Here is a 19,103-nt window from a genome sequence, read left to right as displayed (position 1 = left end):
CATGTACGAATCCCACTTCGGACTGCAGGAAGCACCGTTCGCATTGACGCCAAACACCCGATACTTCTTGCGGGCTCCCAGCCATAGCGATGCGCTGGAGCTGCTGCTGGTTGCGCTGAGTGAACGTGAGGGTTTCATCAAGATTACGGGCGAGGTCGGCACGGGTAAGACCTTGTTGTGCCGCCTGTTGCTCAATGAGCTGGAGCTGAAGGCCCGCACTGCTTACATCCCCAATCCGCACCTGACCCCGGAAACCCTGTACGAGGCTGTGGCCGAAGAACTGGGCGTGGATGTGTCCGCCTGCGCCAATACTCATCAGATTCTCAAGGCTCTGAATGAGAAGCTGATTGGCTTGGCCATGGACCAGAAACCGGTGGTTCTGGTGATTGATGAAGCCCAGGCGATGCCGGAAGAGACCATTGAGGCCCTCCGTCTTCTGACCAATCTCGAGACAGAAAGCGTGCGGCTGTTGCAGATTGTCTTGTTCGGGCAGCCAGAGCTGGATGTGCTGCTGCAGAAAGACAGCCTACGACAACTGAGGCAGCGTATTACTTTCCATTACCGATTGGCGCCCCTGGATCGAAACTCTGTTGCCCAGTACCTTCGGCATCGAGTAGCGCAGGCGGGCTACAACGGTGGGGATCTGTTTTCCAGCGGTGCGCTGCGCCTTATTTCACGCTCTTCCGGCGGCATCCCGCGCCTGGTCAATATTCTTGCCCACAAGGCAATGCTGGCGGCCTGGGGTGTTGGCGACCGGCAGGTCGGGCGTCGCCATGTCGCCCGGGCCATCCGTGATACCGAAAGTGTCCGGGCCCCCGGTTTGCTGGCGAGGTGGCTATGAGCCTGCTCAACGACGCGCTGCGCGCGGCTGAACAGCGCCAGAAAAGGCCGGACGTGGCGGCCGCGTATACCGGCCAGTCCTTTGTGCCGCGGAAGCAACGGCGCTGGCTGTTACCGGTCTCGGTTGTGCTTACCGCCCTGGTGGTGGCCACTGCTGTTTACGAATATTCGTTCCGTGACCAGTCCATTGAGTCCGACGTTGCCGGGTCTGCGTCGAGGTCAGCGGTGAAGAGTAATCCAGAGCCTGCTGAAGCGGCCATCCAGGCTCCGCCAACCCCACCGAAAACCGCTGCGGATAATGCACGCCCCGCGAGCGAAGCCGAGAACACGACGGTTCAGGTTGAGCAGCCATCTGCGCCGGAGGAAGTCCGGAAGGTGACAGAAACGACGGCCGTTGAGCCTTCGCCAGGAGAGGTGGCCGAGACGCCAGAGGTAGCGGACCGGAAGCTGCAACTTACGGTCGACGCCCCGGCAACGGAAGAGTCCGAGCCTCGGCCAGCAGCCTCGCAGCCCCCTGTGAAACAGGTTCGCGAGACGCCTGAGGCTGTGGACCTGCGAGTCAGTCGGGAGCTGTCCAGCCTCCTGCGCACCGGCGATTCCCGGGCAGCCGAGCAGCGCCTGACCGACATCGCTTCGCGTCAGGACGCTCCCGTGAGTCGGGAGGTGTTCGCCCGAGCCATGCTGGTTCAGGACATGCCAGAGCGAGCTCTGCGCTGGTTGTCCGATGCCGAAGTGCAGGAGTATCCCGCGTTACGGTTGTTGGAAGCCCGGGCATTGTTGGCATTGGGCAAGCTTGAAGCGGCGCTGGCGACTCTGCTCCGGGATGTGCCATCGGTTCGGGAGTACACGGAATACCGGGTCACCCTGGCGACATTGTTGCAGCAATCCGGTCAGGCTGTTGAGGCAGCACGACACTGGTCGGCGCTGATTTCGGTGGATGACAGTCGCCCAGCGTGGTGGGTGGGGCTGGCGATTGCCCTCGAGTCCCGGGGCGAAGTGTCCGGAGCCCTGAAAGCTTATTTCCAGGCAGCACGGTTGCCTGGTTTGTCGCCTTCGCTGACGGATTATGTCCGTGATCGTTTGAAAACACTGCAGGCAGGATAGGAATGACGGAGCCCAAGAAAAAAATCCGTATTGGTGACCTGCTGGTCCAGGACGATGTCATTACCGAGCAGCAGCTAATGACGGCGCTACGGGAACAGAAAAACACTGGTCGGAAGTTGGGGCGCACCCTGATTGAGCTGGGCTATGTGGATGAGGACAATCTGCTCAACATCCTCTCCCGACAGCTCGAGGTGCCCTTTGTTCGGCTCAGGCACTACCAGTTCAACAATGAGTTGGTGAAAAAACTGCCGGAGGCCATGGCCCGGCGGTTTCGCAGCATTGTGCTGGCGGAGCAAGGTGGTGAGCTGCTGGTGGGCATGGCGGACCCGCTGGATATCTTCGCCTACGACGAGCTGGTTCGGATTCTCAAGCAGCCGGTTCGGCAAGCCGTGGTTCGCGAGAGTGAGCTGCTGAGTACGATCGATCTGGTGTACCGACGCACAGAGGAAATTGCCTCCCTGGCGGAAGAGCTGGAAGACGAACTCGGTGACGATGCCTTCGATCTGGCCAACCTGTCTGCTGAATCGGAGAGCGCCGAAGCGCCTGTTGTAAAACTGCTGCAGACCCTGTTCGAGGATGCGGTGCAGGCCAGAAGCTCCGACATCCATATTGAGCCAGATGAGACGGTCGTGCGCATCCGCCAGAGGGTAGACGGCGTACTCCAGGAACAGGTGATGAAGGAGAAGCGTGTAAACGCGGCTCTGGTTCTGCGCCTCAAGTTGATGGCCGGTCTCAATATCTCGGAGAAGCGACTGCCTCAGGATGGCCGGTTCAACGTCCGGGTGAAGGGGCGGAGCATCGATGTCCGGGTTTCCACCATGCCGGTCCAGTACGGCGAGTCGGTGGTCATGCGTCTTCTGGATCAGAGTCAGGGCGTTCTGAATCTTGACGGTACCGGTATGCCTCCGAAATTATTGGAACGGTTCCGTCGGATGATCCGGAAACCGCACGGCATGATTTTGGTGACCGGACCAACGGGCAGCGGCAAAACGACCACGCTTTACGGGGCATTGAGTGAGCTGAATCGGCCCGAGCTGAAAATCATCACGGCCGAGGATCCTGTCGAATATCGCCTGCCGAGGATTACGCAGGTTCAGGTAAATCCAAAGATCGGACTGGAGTTTGCTGGTGTTTTACGATCTGCGTTGCGCCAGGACCCAGATGTCATCCTGGTGGGGGAAATGCGTGACCGGGAAACGGTAGAAATTGGCCTCCGGGCAGCCATGACCGGCCACCTGGTGCTGTCGACCCTGCACACCAATGACTCGATCAGCAGCGCTATGCGCCTGATTGATATGGGTGCACAACCCTTCCTGGTGGCCAGTTCCTTGCTTGGCGTGGTTGCCCAGCGTTTGGTGCGACGGGTGTGTGACAACTGTTCAGCGGCCTATGAGCCAACCGAGCAGGAGAATATCTGGCTCGACAGCTTTGATCTGGACCCTCTCGATCGGGAGGCCGGTTTCATGCAGGGGCGCGGCTGTTATCAGTGCAGCAACACCGGCTACAAGGGTCGGGTAGGGGTTTATGAGCTGCTCGAGATGAATGAAAAGATGCTGGATGCGCTGCGCCGGCAGGATGTTTCCGCGTTCACCCGGGCCGCCCGCCAAGGCGATCTCTACCGTCCCCTGGGTCAGTGCGCCATGGATTATGCCCTAAAGGGAATGACGACTCTGGAGGAAGTGGCCCGTGTGGCCGCGACATCAGAGGACGAGTTCTCTGAAAGTGTGGAGATTCCCGTTCCGGATCAGCCTGTTGGGGAACTGCTCTGATGCAATACAGCTACCGGGGTAAAGATGATCGCGGCATCGTGCAACAGGGCTTACTGGTTGCAGCGAGTGCAGACGCTGCTGCCTCCGAGTTGATGCGCCGGGGCATTACGCCGCTCACCATTGATGAGCGACAGGAACAGGTTTCGCTGAGTGATCGCCTGAACGGCACTCCACTGTTCCGGAAAAGGGTCACGCTGGACGAACTGATCGTCTTCTGCCGGCAGATGAATGCGCTGACCAAGGCGGGTATTCCCCTGATCCGTACCATGCGTGGCTTGGCGGAGACCACCCGTTCGCCGGTACTGGCGGACGTTCTTTCGGACGTAACCTCAAGACTGGAGGGCGGCACCACCATGGCCGCGGCCATGCAGGCTCACCCCAGGGTCTTCTCGGAACTGTTCGTCGCGATGATCCACGTTGGTGAAAACACCGGCATGTTGGACGACGCCTTCAAACGACTGTCCGATATCCTGGAGTTGGAACGGGACACCAAGCGCCGCCTGAAGCAGGCCATGCGCTACCCAACCTTTGTGATAATCGCATTGCTGGCGGCCCTGATGGTGGTGAATTTTTTGGTCATCCCGAAATTTGCGGCCGTGTTCAACAAGCTGGGGGCGGACCTGCCGTTCCTGACACAGGTGCTTGTCGGAACGTCCGACTTCCTGTTGAGCTACTGGTACGTCCTGCTGTTTGCGATAGCTTCAGGCGGGCTTTTGCTCCGCCAGTGGAAGCAGACGGAGAAGGGGCGGCTGACCTGGGACCGGTACAAGCTGCGTATGCCCATCATCGGGCCGCTGCTGGAGCTGATCACCCTGAGCCGCTTTGCCCGGAACTTTGCCTCCATGCTGTCGGCAGGAATGCCGGTGACACACGCGCTGACGGTCGTGGCAGATGCCACTGACAATGCGTGGATTTCCAGTCATATCAAGGAAATGCGCGCGGGTATCGAGCGAGGTGAAAGCCTGCTCCGGACCGCCCGGCAGAGCCAGATGTTTACGCCGTTGATACTGCAGATGATCGCGGTCGGTGAAGAAACCGGTTCCGTCGATGAAATGCTCAATAACGTGGCGGATTTCTACGATGAGGACGTGGACTACGGACTCAAGCGGCTGGCGGAATCGATTGAACCGATCCTGATTGTGGCGATGGGCATCCTGGTCCTGATTCTCGCGCTCGGTGTGTTCCTGCCCATCTGGGATCTGGGAGCCGCCGCCATGGGGCGTGGTTGAGTGCAGGCCCAGGAACGGTCAGATGCGGACAGCCTCGCACTGGCCCGAACGTTTCGGTTCGGCGTCTCTGTGCTGGTCGTTGCAGCGCTGGTGTGGTACCTGCTCGGGGCACTCGAGCGGGAAACCCGAAAGGCCGAGGAGCAGGCCGCCAATATGGTGATGAACCAGCTGCGGGCTGCACTGGTCATCAAGGGGGCCGAGGTGATGCTGAGTCGGCATGGACGGTTGGAAGATCAGGAGGGGCTGAACCCCTTCGATCTGGTGAAGCATCGATGGTCGAACTATTCCGGGGCATGTCAGAAGCCTGCATCGGAGCCGGGAACCTGGTGTTTCTGGCGTGACGAATCCAGAGGAGCGACGGGTGGGTGGCTAATTTTCACCCCCAATCAGCCGATAACCCTGAACGGGCGGCGCGCACCGGTCGGGGAGCCTCTGGCCTGGTCGGTGACAACAGACTATGCAGACCGCAACGAAAATGGAGAGCGGGAGCATCAGGAACGATTGACTGGCCTCAAACTGGCGCCAGTGTCGTTAACAGGAGAAGCAGTGCGTGTGCAGGATGCGGGACACTGACAGAGCGAACACAAAAAATCGGGAATGAGGCTGACCAATGAGGCAGTACAGAAAAGTGAAGGAACAGCAAGGGTTTACCCTGATTGAACTGGTGGTGGTGATTGCCATTCTGGCCATCCTCGCCGCCTTTGCCCTGCCACGATTCGCCCAGCTTTCCGAGCAGGCGCATCAATCCAGCATCCGGGCGACGGCGGGCGCCCTGGCGGCAGGCGTGGCCCTGACGAAAACCCAGTGGGTTTCGAATGGTTTGACTGTCGCGACGGCGAATGTACAGGGATTCGGCAACGACAACGTTGATGTGAGCGGCGATGGCTGGCCGACAGCCACCGACGACACAACGGATCCAGCCATGACGGTAGATCGCTGCCAACAGGTCTGGGTTGGCGTTCTGCAATCCAATGCGCCCACGATCACCGGCGGAACACCGGATTATGCCGTCTCTGCACCCAGCGGAGATTGCCTGTTCACCTATCAGCTGGATGGACAGGGCAGCACGATCAGCTATGACGCCGATAACGGCGAAATCACAACAACGATCAACTAACACACAAACTCAAGCGAGCAATTGGAGTACGACCATGAATATGATGAATGCAGTAGCGGCAAGAAAAGAGCAGGGCTTCACCCTCATCGAGCTGGTGATGGTGATTGTGATTCTGGGCATCTTGGCAGCGTTTGCGTTGCCGCGGTTTGCGGATTTTGGGAATGATGCGAGAAGCGCAACCATCAACGGTGCCGCGGGTTCGGTCCGTTCCGCCGCGTCGATCGCGCACGCTCGTTGGATTGCGGATGGTAACTCTGCAAGTACTGTTTCCCTGGATGGTCAGTCGGTAGATATGGACACCACTAATGGTTATCCAACTGCCACAACCGGTGGAATTGATACTGCAGCCCAGTTAAGCGCAGAATTTCAGGTCGGAACTGAAGCCTCGAATGCTGTGACTATCTCCCTGCTCGGTTCCGATGGCACTACGGTTGTTCCCAACTGCAACTTCAGCTATTCCGAGCTCACGGGTGTCGTTTCTTCAATAAACGATGCGTGCGAGTAAAGGTAGCCTGAAATTCTACTCCTACTAGCATGACAAAGGATTTCCCAGGGAAGGGAGTCCGCCCCGATTTCTGCACAGGATGTAAAGGTTTATGTGCTGTGACTCGAAAAACATGGGATATACGCTTGTAGAGTTGGTCGTGGTAATTGTCTTGATTGGGATTATTTCAGCCGTGGGAGCAAGTTTGTTCTTGAGTCGCTCGGCCTTTTCCCCCCTGCTGGCCACCCAGCAACTCTCCGCTGCTACGCTGCTTGCCCAGCAGGCAGCGCTGGCGGGGAATTCTGCAGGCCGACTGACGATTAATCAGACAGCAGAAGACTTCGTGTTTACCGTCGGTTCGGGCACGCTCAATGCCCGGACCTTCTCTCTTGATCGCGCCGGGACTACCTTGAGCGGCGCGTCACTTCCACTCACCCTGACCTTCAACATCAGGGGCGAAGTGGTTGGCGGCGGCAACACCAGCCTCACCTTCAACGGCGAAAGCGCTTACCAGACCTGCATCAGTTCCCTGGGTGCCGTCTATGCCGGGGGGTGCCAGCCGTGAGGCGGGAGATTCGGGGTGCCACTCTGGTGGAACTGGTCATCACGATTGTGATCATCAGCATCGCCATCGCGGGCGTAGTCGGTGCGTTTGCACTGATCTCCGGCCGCAGTGCCGATCCATTGAACGAAACCCGGGCCATTGCCCTGGCGCAGCTCTACGTCGATGAAATTCTGGCGAAAAAGTACGACGAACAAACGCCTCAAGGCGGTGTGCCCCGTTATGCCGGCGTCTGCAATATAGGCGCTGACGGTACGGAGACCCGAGCGTCGTTCGACGATGTCGACGATTATGATGGCGTCAGCGATACACCACCCGCCAGTGCGTTGGGTGGTATCACCGGCTATTCAGGCTTTTCGGTCGAGGTATCCATTACCTGTGCTGGCGGCGAGGTGGGCTTGCCCGCTTCGCAGGCAAAACGGATAGATGTGTTGGTATCTGCCCCGGATAACAGACGTTTTGTGTTCTCGGCATACAGGGCCAATTTCTGATGGGCAGCAATCGTGGGTTTACGCTCGTCGAACTGGTCATGGTGATCGTGCTCCTGGCCATTGTTGCGACCATCTCGGTTCGTTTTGTTGCACTTTCAACCCAGGGGGCCGTCGATGTCAGCTCGCGACAGCTCCGGTCTTTCTCCGCCGTTATCATCAGCGAGCACCTGAGCCGGGCGCTTCGTGAAGCCCTGCCGGGATCCATCCGCGCGAACGGTGATGGCTCGTGCATCGAATGGATGCCGGTGGTTGCGGTCTCCAACTACCTGAATCTTCCCGGCAATGCGAATCCGGACTCATTTGAAGCGGTCCCCCTGGCCGGTGGCGCCAGTGCCAGTGGCAGAGTCGTCGTTTACGGATACGGTAGCAACCTGTATACAACCGGTAATCCCGGGCCCATCTCGCCCGAGGCAACGCTGCCCTCTGGTGCTTCCCCGGTGACCGTGGCCTTTAATGGTGGTGCCAACCACCGCTTCACTGCCAAGTCCCCGGAGCGGAAGTTCTTTGTGATTGAGGAGCCCCGCACGTTTTGTCAGCAGAGCAGTTTCCTGTTTCGCTATCGTGGGTATGGAATCCAGAGTGCTGTGGCGTCGGCATTGCCGGCAACCATGCCGGGGCGCGAGGTGGTGGCCGGTAACCTGGTTCCCGGCTCCCTGAACTTTGAAGTGGTCCCACCGACACTCCAGCGCAGTGGCGTTGTCAGTTTCCGTTTCCAGGTCCGAAGTCAGCAAACCGGCGAGATGACCAACGTCAGCCAGGAGGTTCAGGTTCGCAATGTCCCCTGATTCGTGCCCAGGAAAACAAACCGGCGCCGGACTACCGGTGGCGTTATTTGTGATCACGGTGCTGGCCCTTCTGGTGGCTGTCATGGCGCAACTGCAGCAGGGCGGCGCGGAGGCTGTAAGCTTGCAGATCCAGTCTCAACGAGCGCTGTTTGCGGCGGAAAGTGGAGCCCAGGTCGGTGTCCGTGAAGCCTTGGAGGGGAGCGGCTGCAGTGCCGTTTCGTCGCCGAAAACGTTCACGGTTCCCGGGTTGTCGGGTTGTCGGGTCGTTATGGATTGCGAATCGGTTTCTGCCGAGCTGACGGGTAAAAGCCCGGCTGAAGAGATTTTCACCCTGACCAGTACCGGCCAATGTGGAACGGGTATTGATCGGGCCGAGCGCGTGGTGGAGGTCAAAGTCCGATGAGATCGACAAAGGTTCGTAAGCGTCTTTTGACAGGGCGTTTCATAGCTCTAGCGACCACAGCGTTCCTTTTGGTCCTGCCACAATTTCTGCGAGCGGAGTGCTCACCTTACGCAGGTTTGGCAACGATCAATGAAGTATCTCAACAAGATGGATTCATTGAACTCAAGCTCCTTTCGTCGCGCGTTGACTCATCAATCTACGGTGGCTGGCAGCTGGAGTTTTGTGCGATGGGAGGTAACAACAAACCACTCAGCTGCAGTGGCCTGCAATCTGTTTCCGGAGCGTCTGGCAACACCTATCCGTGGTTGGTGATGGGGGCGGCCAATCTGGGTGGCGGGAGTATTAATCTTGCAGGAATGGATGTCCGGCTTTCGGATTCCAGTGGCAGAACCATTGATTACCTTCGTGTAGGGAGTTCAGTCGATGCTTCAGAGGATCCTACATGTTCGTCAGATCCCGATGACCTGCCCTTCGATACCCGTCTGAGTCTGGTGGGTGGCGATAGTGGTAAATTTGCCAGTCGCAGCCCTGATGGAAATGGTGAATGGTCTTTGAGTTCCGGTGCCTCAGATGGCAAGGACTCCGAGGGTAATACTAACGATGAGGGTGTGTCCGGGCCTGCCATCAGTGTCGATAATGTTGAGGTTTTTCAAGGCGAAACCGCAGTCTTCACCGTCACCCTCAGTGCGAATCAGGGTTCGGATTTATTGATCGACTTTGAGACCCGAGATCTTTCTGCCAAAGCTGGCACCGACTACTCCTCCGAGACCGGCACAATTCGGGTTTCAGCCGGGGATGATCAGGCCACCGTAAGTGTGCAAACGTTTGACTCTGGTAATTCCGATCAGACAGAATTTTTTGTCGTTCTGAGCAACCCGAGAACCTCCGCGGAAACACAGTTTGGGACATTCACCAGTCAGGCTGGTATTGCAACGATTCTTCCCTTGGCAAATCGCCTGGATCGCTTCGAGGTAAGTGCCCCGTCTTCTGCCAGTGTCTGTATACCGGTGGAGGTGACAATCCGTGCTCTTGATCAACAAGGTGATGTCGTTACGGACTACGAGGGTCAGGTGTCCCTGCAGACAACCGCCGGAAGCGGTAACTGGTCTGCAGCAGCGTCAGATGTGCCGACCGGGTCCTTGGCGCCGAGCCCGGACACCGATAATGATGGAACTGTGAGCTACCAGTTCGCCGGCGCCGATAACGGTACCGTATCGCTTGCCCTGGCTAATGCCACGGCGGACCAACTCAGGGTTGTTGTTACTGGCGTTGCCAATGGGCAGCAAGGCCGCTCGGCGCCGATCCAGTTTCTTGAAAATGTCTTGGTGATCGAAAGTGCCGATGCCAACGGTCTGGATCTCGTGGCGGAGCGTGACCACTTGTTTGTGGCGCGGGCGATCCGACGGGATCCTGCGAATGGTGAGTGTGGGCTGATACCGGATTATGACGGACAGGTGGACGTGAAGGCCTGGCTTTCACGAAGTGGCGACGATCCGGGTGGCGCTGCGCCGCTTGTGGACGCTGGTGCTTCGGCGGCCACGCCGGGAACCGCTGCGCCTTCGTCGGACAACCTGACGCTCGATTTTAATAGCGGTCTCGCTGCGTTCTCATTGATCACCAGCGATGTCGGGCAATACCGACTGAACCTGTTGGACGACACCTCAGGGATTGTCGTCGATGCCGACGGCAATCCGCTCACTGTCTCGGGGCAGAGCTCCCTTTGGACTGTCAGGCCGGACCGGTTTGATCTCTTGGTAACGGACAATCCATCGGCCGCCGATGCAAATGGTCCCGTATTCAGGTCGGCTGGGCAGACATTTGAGTTGGTCCTGTCCGCCGTCGGTGCCGAAGGCAGCGTTTTACCGAGCTACGGCCAGGAAGGCAGTCCCCAGGGTGTGACCCTGAGCCACAGCCTTTTGCGGCCCGCCGGTGGCGAAGCGGGAATCCTGTCGGGAACGTTGGATGTAACGGGCACCTCCTTCAGCAATGGCGAGGCGACTGCGAGTAACCTGGGCTGGAACGAAGTGGGAATTCTGGAATTGGTCGCCGATAACCCCAGCTACCTTGGCGTAGCGCCTGCGATCACAGGGCAGTCTGGGGCGGTGGGGCGCTTCGTCCCTAATCGATTTGAAGTCGTGGTCTCATCCGGCGAGCTCGCGCCTTTCTGTAGCGCCGGTTCGGCCTTTGTCTATTCCGGTCAGCCGATGTCCTGGGCCGTTGTACCGGAGCTGAGCATTTTCGCGATGGGGCCAGGAACCTATGTCACAAGTAATTATACGGAGGGCGGTTTCCGGAAACTGGCCGCTGGCGATGTCGCCCGGAGCGAGCCGGTAACGGACAACGTTCAGACCTACCTGTCGGGCCCTGCCTACCCCGTTACCTCAAACCTGCAGGCCGGCCTGTTGTCCGTTGCCGCCCCGGGGAAGCTGACCTATTCGTTTTCAACCACTGATTCCTTTACCTATGAAAAGGCCGTCGACGCCCGGGTGCCGGCCTTCTCTCCGAATATGACCATAACCGTCGATGCCATTCGGGATTCCGATGGCGTGATGGCGCCGGCGGCACCGTTATCCGTAACGCCATTTTCCCCCCTGGAGATCCGGTACGGGCGCTGGGAGCTAGAAAACGTCTACGGTCCCGAAAACGTGAGCGAGTTGTTCATGCCCTTCCGGGCTGAGGTATGGAACGGGAGTCGCTTCGTCGAGCACGCGGCGGATGGCTGTTCGTCCTGGGCCACGACTCCCATCGCCGATCCTGAACTTCATCATGCCCTGGTGGCGGGAGCAGGCAGCCTGACGACGGGCAGTGGCGGGCCGCTCAGGCTTGAGCCGAAAGGTACGCAGGGAACCGATACCCTGGTTTGGGATGTGCCCGTCTGGTTTGAGTCCGATCAGGATGGGGATGGTTCACTGGACGATCCAGCCGGGCTCGCTACGTTCGGCGTGTATCGCGGCCACGACCGGGTTATATACTGGCAGGAACGTTGATCGGGGCAATAAAAAAGGGACAGATCTTGCGACCTGCCCCTGAAAAAAGAGCCTGGCGGCTCAATCGTCATCATTTTCCGGATGGTCCAGTCCCAGTTCATTGATTTTGCGGGTCAGGGTGTTGCGTCCCCAACCCAGCAAAACGGACGCATCTCGACGGCGGCCGCCGGTGTGTTTCAACGCCGTTTCTATCATGATCTTTTCAAACTCGGGTACGGCGTTGTCCAGAATGCCTTTCTTTCCCCGTTTGAGTTCCTGTTCTGCCCAGTTGCGCAGGCCTTCCTGCCAGGTGGTGCCAATGGTGGGCGTCTCGGCCTGATGCAGAAGCTCTGGCGGCAGGTCGTCGATATGGATCTCACGACCGCTGGCCATGACCGTGAGCCACCGGCAGGTGTTCTCCAGCTGGCGGACGTTGCCGGGCCAGGGCAGGGTGGTGAGGTATTCCTCGGCATCAGGCCGGAGAATTTTTGACTCAACCGCCAGTTCCTTGGCTGCTCGCTTCAGGAAGTGCTGCATCAACCGAGGAATATCTTCCCGGCGTTCGGCGAGCTTTGGCAAATGTACCCGGATGACGTTCAGGCGGTGAAAGAGATCCTCCCGGAAGGAGCCGGCCTGAACCAGTTTTTCCAGATCCTGGTGGGTGGCAGCGATGATGCGCACATCCACCTTGATGGGGGTGGTGCCACCAACCCGGTAGAACTCGCCATCGGCCAGTACCCTCAGCAGGCGTGTCTGGGTGTCTGCGGGCATGTCGCCGATCTCGTCCAGGAAGAGCGTGCCGCCGTTGGATTGCTCAAACCGGCCCTGCCGGGCAGCTCCCGCGCCGGTAAACGCGCCTTTCTCATGTCCGAACAGTTCGGACTCAATCAGGTCCTTGGGGATCGCCGCCATGTTCAGGGCGATGAACGGGTGCTTGGCTCGTGGACTGTGATTATGCAGAGCCTGGGCTACGAGTTCTTTGCCTGTGCCACTTTCGCCATTGATCAGGACCGTGATGTTGGAGTGGGATAAGCGACCGATTGCCCGAAACACTTCCTGCATGGCGGGGGCTTCGCCAATGATCTCGGCGTTGCGCTGAGTGCTTTCTGCCTGAGGCTCTGCGCTGGCTTTCTTTTCGTGGCTGTGCGCAACGGCCCGCTTAACCAGGGCAACGGCGTCATCCACGTCGAAGGGTTTGGGCAGGTACTCAAAGGCGCCGGTCTGGTAGCTGGTCACTGCACTTTCGAGGTCCGAGTGCGCAGTCATGATGATGACCGGCACGTCAGGGTGGACCTCGACGATCTGCGAAAGCAGAGTAATGCCGTCGACCCCGGGCATTCGAATATCGCTGATGATGGCGTCTGGTTGTTCGTGTTCGAGGCGCATCATGATGCTCTCGCCACTTTCGAAAACGCGGGGCTGCATACCGGCCTGGTTAAGGGCGCGCTCCAGCACCCAGCGAATACTGCGATCGTCGTCTATGATCCAGACGTTTGCCGGTTGGCTCATGGGGTGTCCTCCAGAGGCAGGAAGATGATGAAGTCAGTACGGCCGGGTTTGCTCTCGCATTCGACCAGTCCGTGGTGTTGGCCAATGATGCTCTGGGTTATGGAGAGACCCAGGCCCGTGCCACTGGCACGGCCGCTGATCATCGGGTAGAAAATATTCTGCAGCAGATCCGGTGGGATGCCCGGTCCGTTGTCGATAACATCCACACGACAGACCAGGCGATGTCGCCGGTGGCCTATGGTGAATTGGCGCAGCGCCCGGGTCCGGAAAATGATGGTGGGCGGTGCTTCGTTCTTATGGCCGCTCTGGTTCTCGAACGCCGCTTCCATGGCGTTACGTGCAATGTTCAGGAACGCCTGGATGAGTTGTTCCTTGTCGCCGCGGAATTCCGGAATGCTGGGGTCATAGTCCCTGCGGAATACCAGTCGCCCCTTGCTCTCTGCCTCCACCAGAGTTCCGACTCGCTCAAGCACTTCGTGAATATTGGTTTGGGCGATTTTTAGAGCCTTGTTCGGGCCGAGCATGCGGTCGACCAGACTGCGTAGGCGGTCTGCCTCGTCGATGATGACGCGGGTGTACTCCCGTTGGTCTTCATCACTGAGCTCCCGGTCGAGCAATTGCGCAGCACCACGAATCCCGCCCAGAGGGTTTTTGATCTCATGGGCCATGCCGCGAACCAGAATCCGGGTGGTTTCCTGTTGCGAGATAATGTCTTCTTCGCGACTGATGCGCAGCAGCCGATCCCGGGGCTGAATCTCGATGAGCAACTCGGTCGGTTCCAGGCTGATGGGCGTTACCGAATAATCGACTGTCAGATTGGCCCCGCTGGTCAATCGGAATTCGGCCTCCCGTCGGGTATAGGACTGGCCATTCTGAGCAGCCGCGTAAAGAGTTTTCAGAGCGTCTTCCGAATCGACCAGGATGTCGCTAAACGGTTGGCCCTGGCTTCGGGTCATGCTGGTTTCGAACAGGCTTTCTGCAGCCGGATTGAAGTAACGGATCTTCAGGTTGTCCTCAAGCACCAACACAGCGGTGGTGAGACTGTCGAGAATGCTTTTGTAGCCGTTCTTATTGGCAGTGGGCAATGCCATGCGTGAATCCCGTTGGTCCGACAGAGTAAATGTAATGACTTCGTGGCTTCTGCAAGAAGCGAACCACTTTGGAAGTCCGTCTCAAAAGAGTGGGCAAAGTACGGGCATGGGCGCCAATTGGCACTGAAACATGCCGTAAGCTGGTGCGTATTCAGGAAGGGATCGAGACCAGCCCGGACAAATCGCCCCGTTGCTGGTCAGAGTATGGCTTGTTTATGGTGCGATCGCACCAAATCGGTGCGGTTCTGGGTTCAGTTGGCGACTGATGGGCGATGAACGGTGAAGGTGATTGCTGGCCCGGTTTTCACCTGAACGCCGTTTTCATCAACGATGTGCACGCGTGCATCGTGGGTTCCGCGGAACACATTGCTGACGGTTACGCTACCCGAGGTGGTCTGGCCGACGGGCTGGCCATCGAGGGTGACTTCGTATTTATGACCGTCCTGAAGGCCGGGCGTGCTTTGAACCTCAAACTGGACGTCACCGCTGCCAGTGTTAAACGCCTGATTATTTTCAGGGTAGGCAAAGGAAACGCTTTCATAAACCGCGCCCTCGCGCTTCACTTCCTCAAGGAGCTTGTCGGTTTCACGAACATTCTGGGGTTTCGGCAGGGTGACCGTGGTAACCGGCTTTACCTCAATAGCCTCGGCTCCGTCGGACGGTTCGTCGGAGTACGTGACATTGCCGTAGGCGTCTACATTCCGGTAGACCTCAGCGCTTGCGGGAACGGCCAGCAGAAGGAAGGCTGCGGCAACTAATCCGGTCCTCGGGTTCATAAGCACACCTGTTTCCATGATTTTAATTGATTATCTGCGGGCGCCGGAGTCATTTCAACGCCTGTGTGGCGGGTTGTTGGTTACATATCGTTAAGGACGTCAGGCACTTGTGAGGGGGTGCACAAAAAAAAGCCCCGCACAGGGCGGGGCTTCTTCACAATCCCGAATTAACGGGTTGTTTTTAGCAGGAGTAGTACAGCTCGAACTCGACCGGATGCGTGGTCATGTTCAGACGCTCGACTTCACCGCGCTTCAGTTCGACGTAACCCTGAATCATGTCTTCAGTGAAGACGCCACCGCGGGTCAGGAACTCGTGGTCTTCTTCCAGGCAATCCAGAGCTTCGGCCAGAGTTTCGGCCACGACCGGAATGTTCAGAGCCTCTTCCTTCGGCAGGTCGTACAGGTCCTTGTCCATGGCGTCGCCAGGGTGGATCTTGTTCTGGATGCCGTCCAGGCCAGCCATCATGAGGGCGGCGAAAGCCAGGTACGGGTTAGCTGAGGCGTCCGGGAAGCGAACTTCGATCCGGCGCGCCTTCGGGCTGTTCACGTATGGGATACGGATGGAGGCGGAACGGTTACGGGCCGAGTAGGCCAGCATAACCGGTGCTTCGAAGCCCGGAACCAGACGCTTGTAGGAGTTGGTGGAGCTGTTGGTGAAGGCGTTGATGGCCTTGGCGTGCTTGATCACACCACCAATGTAGTACAGCGCCGCTTCGCTCAGGCCGGCATAGCTGTCACCCGCAAACAGGTTCTTGCCGTCTTTGCTCAGGGACATGTGTACGTGCATGCCGGAACCGTTGTCACCAACAACCGGCTTCGGCATGAAGGTGGCAGTCTTGCCGTATGCGTGTGCAACGTTGTGTACGCAGTACTTCAGGATCTGAACTTCGTCGGCCTTCTTGGTCAGGGTGTTGGCGCCAACACCGATTTCACACTGGCCAGCAGTACCCACCTCGTGGTGGTGAACTTCGATGTTCAGGCCCATGGACTCCATGGCGGCACACATCGCGCCACGCAGGTCGTGCAGGCTGTCGACCGGCGGAACCGGGAAGTAGCCACCTTTCACGCCCGGACGGTGACCGATGTTGTTGCGGTCGAAATCTTCGCCGGAAACCCAGGCCGCTTCTTCGGAGTGGATGGAGTAGCCCGCACCTTTCATGTCCACTTCCCACTTGACCGAGTCAAATACGAAGAATTCCGGCTCCGGGCCGAACAGGGCGCCATCGGCGATGCCGGTGGACTTCAGGTACTCTTCAGCGCGACGGGCAACGGAACGCGGGTCACGCTCATATCCCTGCATGGTAGAAGGCTCTACGATGTCGCAGGTGATGTTGAGGGTGGTCTCTTCGGTGAACGGGTCCAGCACGGAGCTGGAGTCATCCGGCATCAGGATCATGTCGGACTCGTTGATACCCTTCCAGCCTGAAATTGAAGAGCCGTCGAACATCTTGCCGTCCGCGAAAAAGTCTTCGTCTACCTCGGAGGCCGGCAGGGTGACGTGCTGTTCCTTACCGCGGCTGTCGGTAAAGCGCAGGTCGACCCACTTAACTTCGTGTTCTTTGATCAAATCAACTGTCTTGGACATTGTGCATGCTCCGTAAGTTATCCCGCGTGAGCGGGCGCATTCATGTTCGTTTTGCCGGATCGTTCAGGGTAGCTGATATCCGATCTTTTCTTCAGGAATTCGCAGCTTAGCAAAAGCGCCTGCCACTTACCTGCAAATTTCGGCTGAGTTCGTTTAAGCAAGGCTCTTGCCAATTTTTAGGGCATGCTCCAGGAGCGAGCAATGACGCGGGTTTTGGCCATTTGTGGAGCATCCGCGGGATTTCCACTGGTGCAAGATTGACGATGTGGTGCACAAAACTGGTGCGGATGCCATGTGGGTCGCCCTTAAATGGTGCAGAAAGGGTGTTCCCGGAATAGGCGTTTTTCTTCATATTAACGGCAGGGAGTTTTCGATATACTGCGCGCCACCTCATTTTTACCCCGAGCTTCACGTTTGGGACGCTGGTGCCGCCCGGTGCCGGATAATGGGTTCATTTTACGGATTTGAGACGGCATGTGAGAGGCTTGGCCTCCTTGATAGACCCTCTCAGGTCAAAGGAAAGCATGCCGCAGGATTATAGTTGTGATTGAGAAACTTCGTAATATCGCCATCATCGCTCACGTCGACCATGGCAAAACCACGCTCGTAGATAAATTGCTGCGTCAGTCCGGTACGTTGGATCGCAAAGAGCTCGAGAACGAGCGTGTGATGGACTCCAATGACCAGGAGAAAGAACGTGGTATTACCATTCTGGCCAAGAACACGGCGCTGAAGTGGAATGACTACGACATCAATATTGTCGACACCCCGGGTCACGCCGATTTTGGCGGCGAAGTAGAACGGGTGATGAGCATGGTGGATTGTGTGCTCCTGGTGGTCGATTCCATTGATGGCCCGATGCCGCAAACCCGATTCGTAACCCAGAAAGCTTTCGATGCGGGTCTGCGCCCTATTGTTGTGGTCAACAAGATTGACCGCCCCGGCGCGCGCCCGGATTGGGTGGTCGACCAGGTATTCGATCTGTTCGATAACCTCGGTGCCACCGATGAACAGCTGGATTTCCCAATTGTCTATGCCAGTGCCCTGAACGGCATTGCAGGCCTCGATCACGAGAACCTGGACGACAACATGGATGCCGTGTTCCAGGCGATCGTTGATCACGTGCCGTCGCCCAACGTGGATCCGGACGGGCCGTTTCAGATGCAGATCTCCCAGCTCGATTACAATAGCTTCCTGGGCGTTATCGGCATCGGTCGCATTATGCGGGGCAGGGTCAAGACCAACTCTCCGGTGACCGCGATTGGAGCCGATGGCAAGAAACGCAACGGCCGTATCCTCAAGATCATGGGGCACTCCGGTCTTCAGCGCGTTGAGGTTGAGGAAGCGCAGGCGGGCGATATCATCTGCGTCAGTGGTATGGATGAACTCTTCATCTCGGATACCCTGTGTGATCCGTCCAACGTTGAGGCATTGCCTGCGCTGACGGTCGACGAACCGACCGTATCAATGACCTTCCAGGTCAATGATTCGCCATTTGCCGGTCGGGAAGGCAAGTTTGTAACCAGCCGCAACATCAAGGAACGCCTCGAGAAGGAGTTGCTGCACAACGTTGCGCTGCGGGTGGAAGAAGGCGAGTCTGCTGACAAGTTCAAGGTATCGGGGCGTGGCGAACTGCATCTGTCGGTTCTGATCGAGAACATGCGTCGCGAGAATTTCGAGCTTGCCGTCGGTCGGCCTGAAGTTGTCATTCGCGAAATCGACGGCGAGAAGCAGGAGCCGTACGAAAACGTCATCGTCGATATCGAGGAACAGCATCAGGGTTCCGTGATGGAGCAGATGGGTCTGCGAAAGGGTGATCTGACCAATATGGTGCCGGATGGCAAGGGGCGCATGCGTCTTGAGTACACCATCCCTGCGCGCGGTCTGATCGGCTTCCGGAATACCTTCCTGACCATGACCTCAGGCACCGGTATCCTGACATCAACCTTCAGCCACTACGGCCCCATCAAGTTGGGTGATGTCACCAGTCGCCAGAATGGCGTTCTGGTGTCCATGGCAACGGGTACTGCGCTGACCTATTCACTTGAAACGCTCCAGAGCCGCGGCAAGCTGTTCCTGGACCCGGGGCAAGAGATTTACGAAGGTCAGCTCTGTGGTATTCATAGTCGGGATAACGATCTGGTCATGAACCCGACCAAAGGCAAAAAGCTCGATAACATGCGTGCCTCCGGCAAGGATGAGGTCATTGGCCTGGTGCCACCGATCAAGTTCACTCTTGAGCAGGCGCTCGAGTTCATTGATGACGATGAATTGGTGGAAGTGACTCCGAAATCGATTCGTCTGCGCAAGAAGCTGTTGACTGAAAACGAGCGCAAGCGCGCGAAGAAAAAGTAAGTCTTCAGTGGTAACAAAGAAGGGGCGGGTCAGCAGT

General features: G+C 57.9%; 17 protein-coding genes. 13 read left to right on the top strand and 4 right to left on the bottom strand.

Annotated features, from left to right (window positions below; genetic code table 11):
* The first annotated feature begins 1 nt into the window (after position 1).
* The 12 genes from QQF73_RS18405 (at position 2) to QQF73_RS18350 (ending at position 11,771) form a co-directional block, all read left to right on the top strand.
* Positions 2-841, top strand: a complete 840-nt coding sequence (locus tag QQF73_RS18405; RefSeq protein WP_219868720.1) for an ExeA family protein — start codon at positions 2-4, stop codon at positions 839-841.
* Positions 838-1,944: a flagellar biosynthesis protein FlhF gene (locus QQF73_RS18400; protein ID WP_219868721.1), complete on the top strand. Its 1,107-nt coding sequence runs from the start codon at positions 838-840 to the stop codon at positions 1,942-1,944. Before QQF73_RS18405 ends, QQF73_RS18400 begins: the two co-directional genes overlap by 4 nt.
* 2 nt (positions 1,945-1,946) lie before the next feature.
* A complete protein-coding gene (locus QQF73_RS18395) occupies positions 1,947-3,713 on the top strand; it encodes a GspE/PulE family protein (RefSeq protein ID WP_219868722.1) in 1,767 nt (588 codons plus the stop codon).
* Entirely contained in the window at positions 3,713-4,942 is a 1,230-nt protein-coding gene (locus QQF73_RS18390) for a type II secretion system F family protein (RefSeq protein ID WP_219868723.1), read from the top strand. The genes QQF73_RS18395 and QQF73_RS18390 overlap by 1 nt, the downstream gene beginning before the upstream one ends.
* Positions 4,943-5,515, top strand: coding sequence for a hypothetical protein (locus tag QQF73_RS18385; protein WP_219868724.1), 573 nt, complete (start codon positions 4,943-4,945; stop codon positions 5,513-5,515).
* 37 nt (positions 5,516-5,552) lie between these two features.
* The gene (locus tag QQF73_RS18380) at positions 5,553-6,059 is read left to right on the top strand and encodes a prepilin-type N-terminal cleavage/methylation domain-containing protein (protein WP_228743634.1); all 507 of its coding nucleotides are present in this window, start codon (positions 5,553-5,555) and stop codon (positions 6,057-6,059) included.
* A 34-nt stretch (positions 6,060-6,093) separates the two neighbouring features.
* Positions 6,094-6,564, top strand: a complete 471-nt coding sequence (locus QQF73_RS18375) for a type II secretion system protein (protein ID WP_285369075.1) — start codon at positions 6,094-6,096, stop codon at positions 6,562-6,564.
* A gap of 91 nt (positions 6,565-6,655) precedes the next feature.
* On the top strand, positions 6,656-7,108 hold the full coding sequence (locus QQF73_RS18370; protein WP_285369074.1) for a prepilin-type N-terminal cleavage/methylation domain-containing protein: 453 nt from the start codon (positions 6,656-6,658) through the stop codon (positions 7,106-7,108).
* Positions 7,105-7,596, top strand: a complete 492-nt coding sequence (locus QQF73_RS18365; protein ID WP_285369073.1) for a prepilin-type N-terminal cleavage/methylation domain-containing protein — start codon at positions 7,105-7,107, stop codon at positions 7,594-7,596. Before QQF73_RS18370 ends, QQF73_RS18365 begins: the two co-directional genes overlap by 4 nt.
* The gene (locus tag QQF73_RS18360) at positions 7,596-8,381 is read left to right on the top strand and encodes a type II secretion system protein (RefSeq protein WP_219868727.1); all 786 of its coding nucleotides are present in this window, start codon (positions 7,596-7,598) and stop codon (positions 8,379-8,381) included. Before QQF73_RS18365 ends, QQF73_RS18360 begins: the two co-directional genes overlap by 1 nt.
* 37 nt (positions 8,382-8,418) lie before the next feature.
* Positions 8,419-8,784, top strand: coding sequence for a hypothetical protein (locus tag QQF73_RS18355; RefSeq protein ID WP_285369072.1), 366 nt, complete (start codon positions 8,419-8,421; stop codon positions 8,782-8,784).
* A gap of 227 nt (positions 8,785-9,011) precedes the next feature.
* Positions 9,012-11,771, top strand: coding sequence for a DUF6701 domain-containing protein (locus QQF73_RS18350; RefSeq protein ID WP_285369071.1), 2,760 nt, complete (start codon positions 9,012-9,014; stop codon positions 11,769-11,771).
* Positions 11,772-11,831: 60 nt separating this feature from the next.
* Here the strand turns inward: QQF73_RS18350 and ntrC are convergent, their stop codons facing one another.
* From ntrC to glnA, 4 genes are all read right to left on the bottom strand, one after another.
* Positions 11,832-13,259, bottom strand: a complete 1,428-nt coding sequence (gene ntrC / locus QQF73_RS18345; protein WP_219868730.1) for a nitrogen regulation protein NR(I) — start codon at positions 13,257-13,259, stop codon at positions 11,832-11,834.
* Entirely contained in the window at positions 13,256-14,350 is a 1,095-nt protein-coding gene (glnL, locus tag QQF73_RS18340; RefSeq protein WP_219868731.1) for a nitrogen regulation protein NR(II), read from the bottom strand. The genes ntrC and glnL overlap by 4 nt, the downstream gene beginning before the upstream one ends.
* Positions 14,351-14,601: 251 nt before the next feature.
* Entirely contained in the window at positions 14,602-15,126 is a 525-nt protein-coding gene (locus QQF73_RS18335) for a DUF4124 domain-containing protein (protein ID WP_285369070.1), read from the bottom strand.
* A 181-nt stretch (positions 15,127-15,307) separates the two neighbouring features.
* Complete coding sequence (glnA, locus tag QQF73_RS18330; RefSeq protein ID WP_219478235.1) at positions 15,308-16,711, bottom strand: glutamate--ammonia ligase; 1,404 nt, start codon at positions 16,709-16,711, stop codon at positions 15,308-15,310.
* Positions 16,712-17,254: 543 nt separating this feature from the next.
* Here glnA and typA point away from each other — a divergent pair.
* Positions 17,255-19,066, top strand: coding sequence for a translational GTPase TypA (gene typA, locus QQF73_RS18325; RefSeq protein WP_285369069.1), 1,812 nt, complete (start codon positions 17,255-17,257; stop codon positions 19,064-19,066).
* Positions 19,067-19,103 lie beyond the last annotated feature (37 nt).

Source organism: Marinobacter albus, assembly GCF_030238305.1.
GTDB lineage: Bacteria > Pseudomonadota > Gammaproteobacteria > Pseudomonadales > Oleiphilaceae > Marinobacter > Marinobacter albus.
Note: the sequence above shows the minus strand (reverse complement) of the source record. Positions and strands in the feature narration are given on the sequence as shown.

Bases quoted from the DNA above. Each gene is read 5' to 3' on its own strand.
- QQF73_RS18405 (WP_219868720.1), top strand. From the start codon at position 2: ATGTACGAATCCCACTTCGGACTGCAGGAAGCACCGTTCGCATTGACG.
- QQF73_RS18400 (WP_219868721.1), top strand. From the start codon at position 838: ATGAGCCTGCTCAACGACGCGCTGCGCGCGGCTGAACAGCGCCAGAAA.
- QQF73_RS18395 (WP_219868722.1), top strand. From the start codon at position 1,947: ATGACGGAGCCCAAGAAAAAAATCCGTATTGGTGACCTGCTGGTCCAG.
- QQF73_RS18390 (WP_219868723.1), top strand. From the start codon at position 3,713: ATGCAATACAGCTACCGGGGTAAAGATGATCGCGGCATCGTGCAACAG.
- QQF73_RS18380 (WP_228743634.1), top strand. From the start codon at position 5,553: ATGAGGCAGTACAGAAAAGTGAAGGAACAGCAAGGGTTTACCCTGATT.
- QQF73_RS18375 (WP_285369075.1), top strand. From the start codon at position 6,094: ATGAATATGATGAATGCAGTAGCGGCAAGAAAAGAGCAGGGCTTCACC.
- QQF73_RS18370 (WP_285369074.1), top strand. From the start codon at position 6,656: ATGTGCTGTGACTCGAAAAACATGGGATATACGCTTGTAGAGTTGGTC.
- QQF73_RS18360 (WP_219868727.1), top strand. From the start codon at position 7,596: ATGGGCAGCAATCGTGGGTTTACGCTCGTCGAACTGGTCATGGTGATC.
- QQF73_RS18350 (WP_285369071.1), top strand. From the start codon at position 9,012: ATGGGAGGTAACAACAAACCACTCAGCTGCAGTGGCCTGCAATCTGTT.
- ntrC (WP_219868730.1), bottom strand. From the start codon at position 13,259: ATGAGCCAACCGGCAAACGTCTGGATCATAGACGACGATCGCAGTATT.
- glnL (WP_219868731.1), bottom strand. From the start codon at position 14,350: ATGGCATTGCCCACTGCCAATAAGAACGGCTACAAAAGCATTCTCGAC.
- QQF73_RS18335 (WP_285369070.1), bottom strand. From the start codon at position 15,126: ATGAACCCGAGGACCGGATTAGTTGCCGCAGCCTTCCTTCTGCTGGCC.
- glnA (WP_219478235.1), bottom strand. From the start codon at position 16,711: ATGTCCAAGACAGTTGATTTGATCAAAGAACACGAAGTTAAGTGGGTC.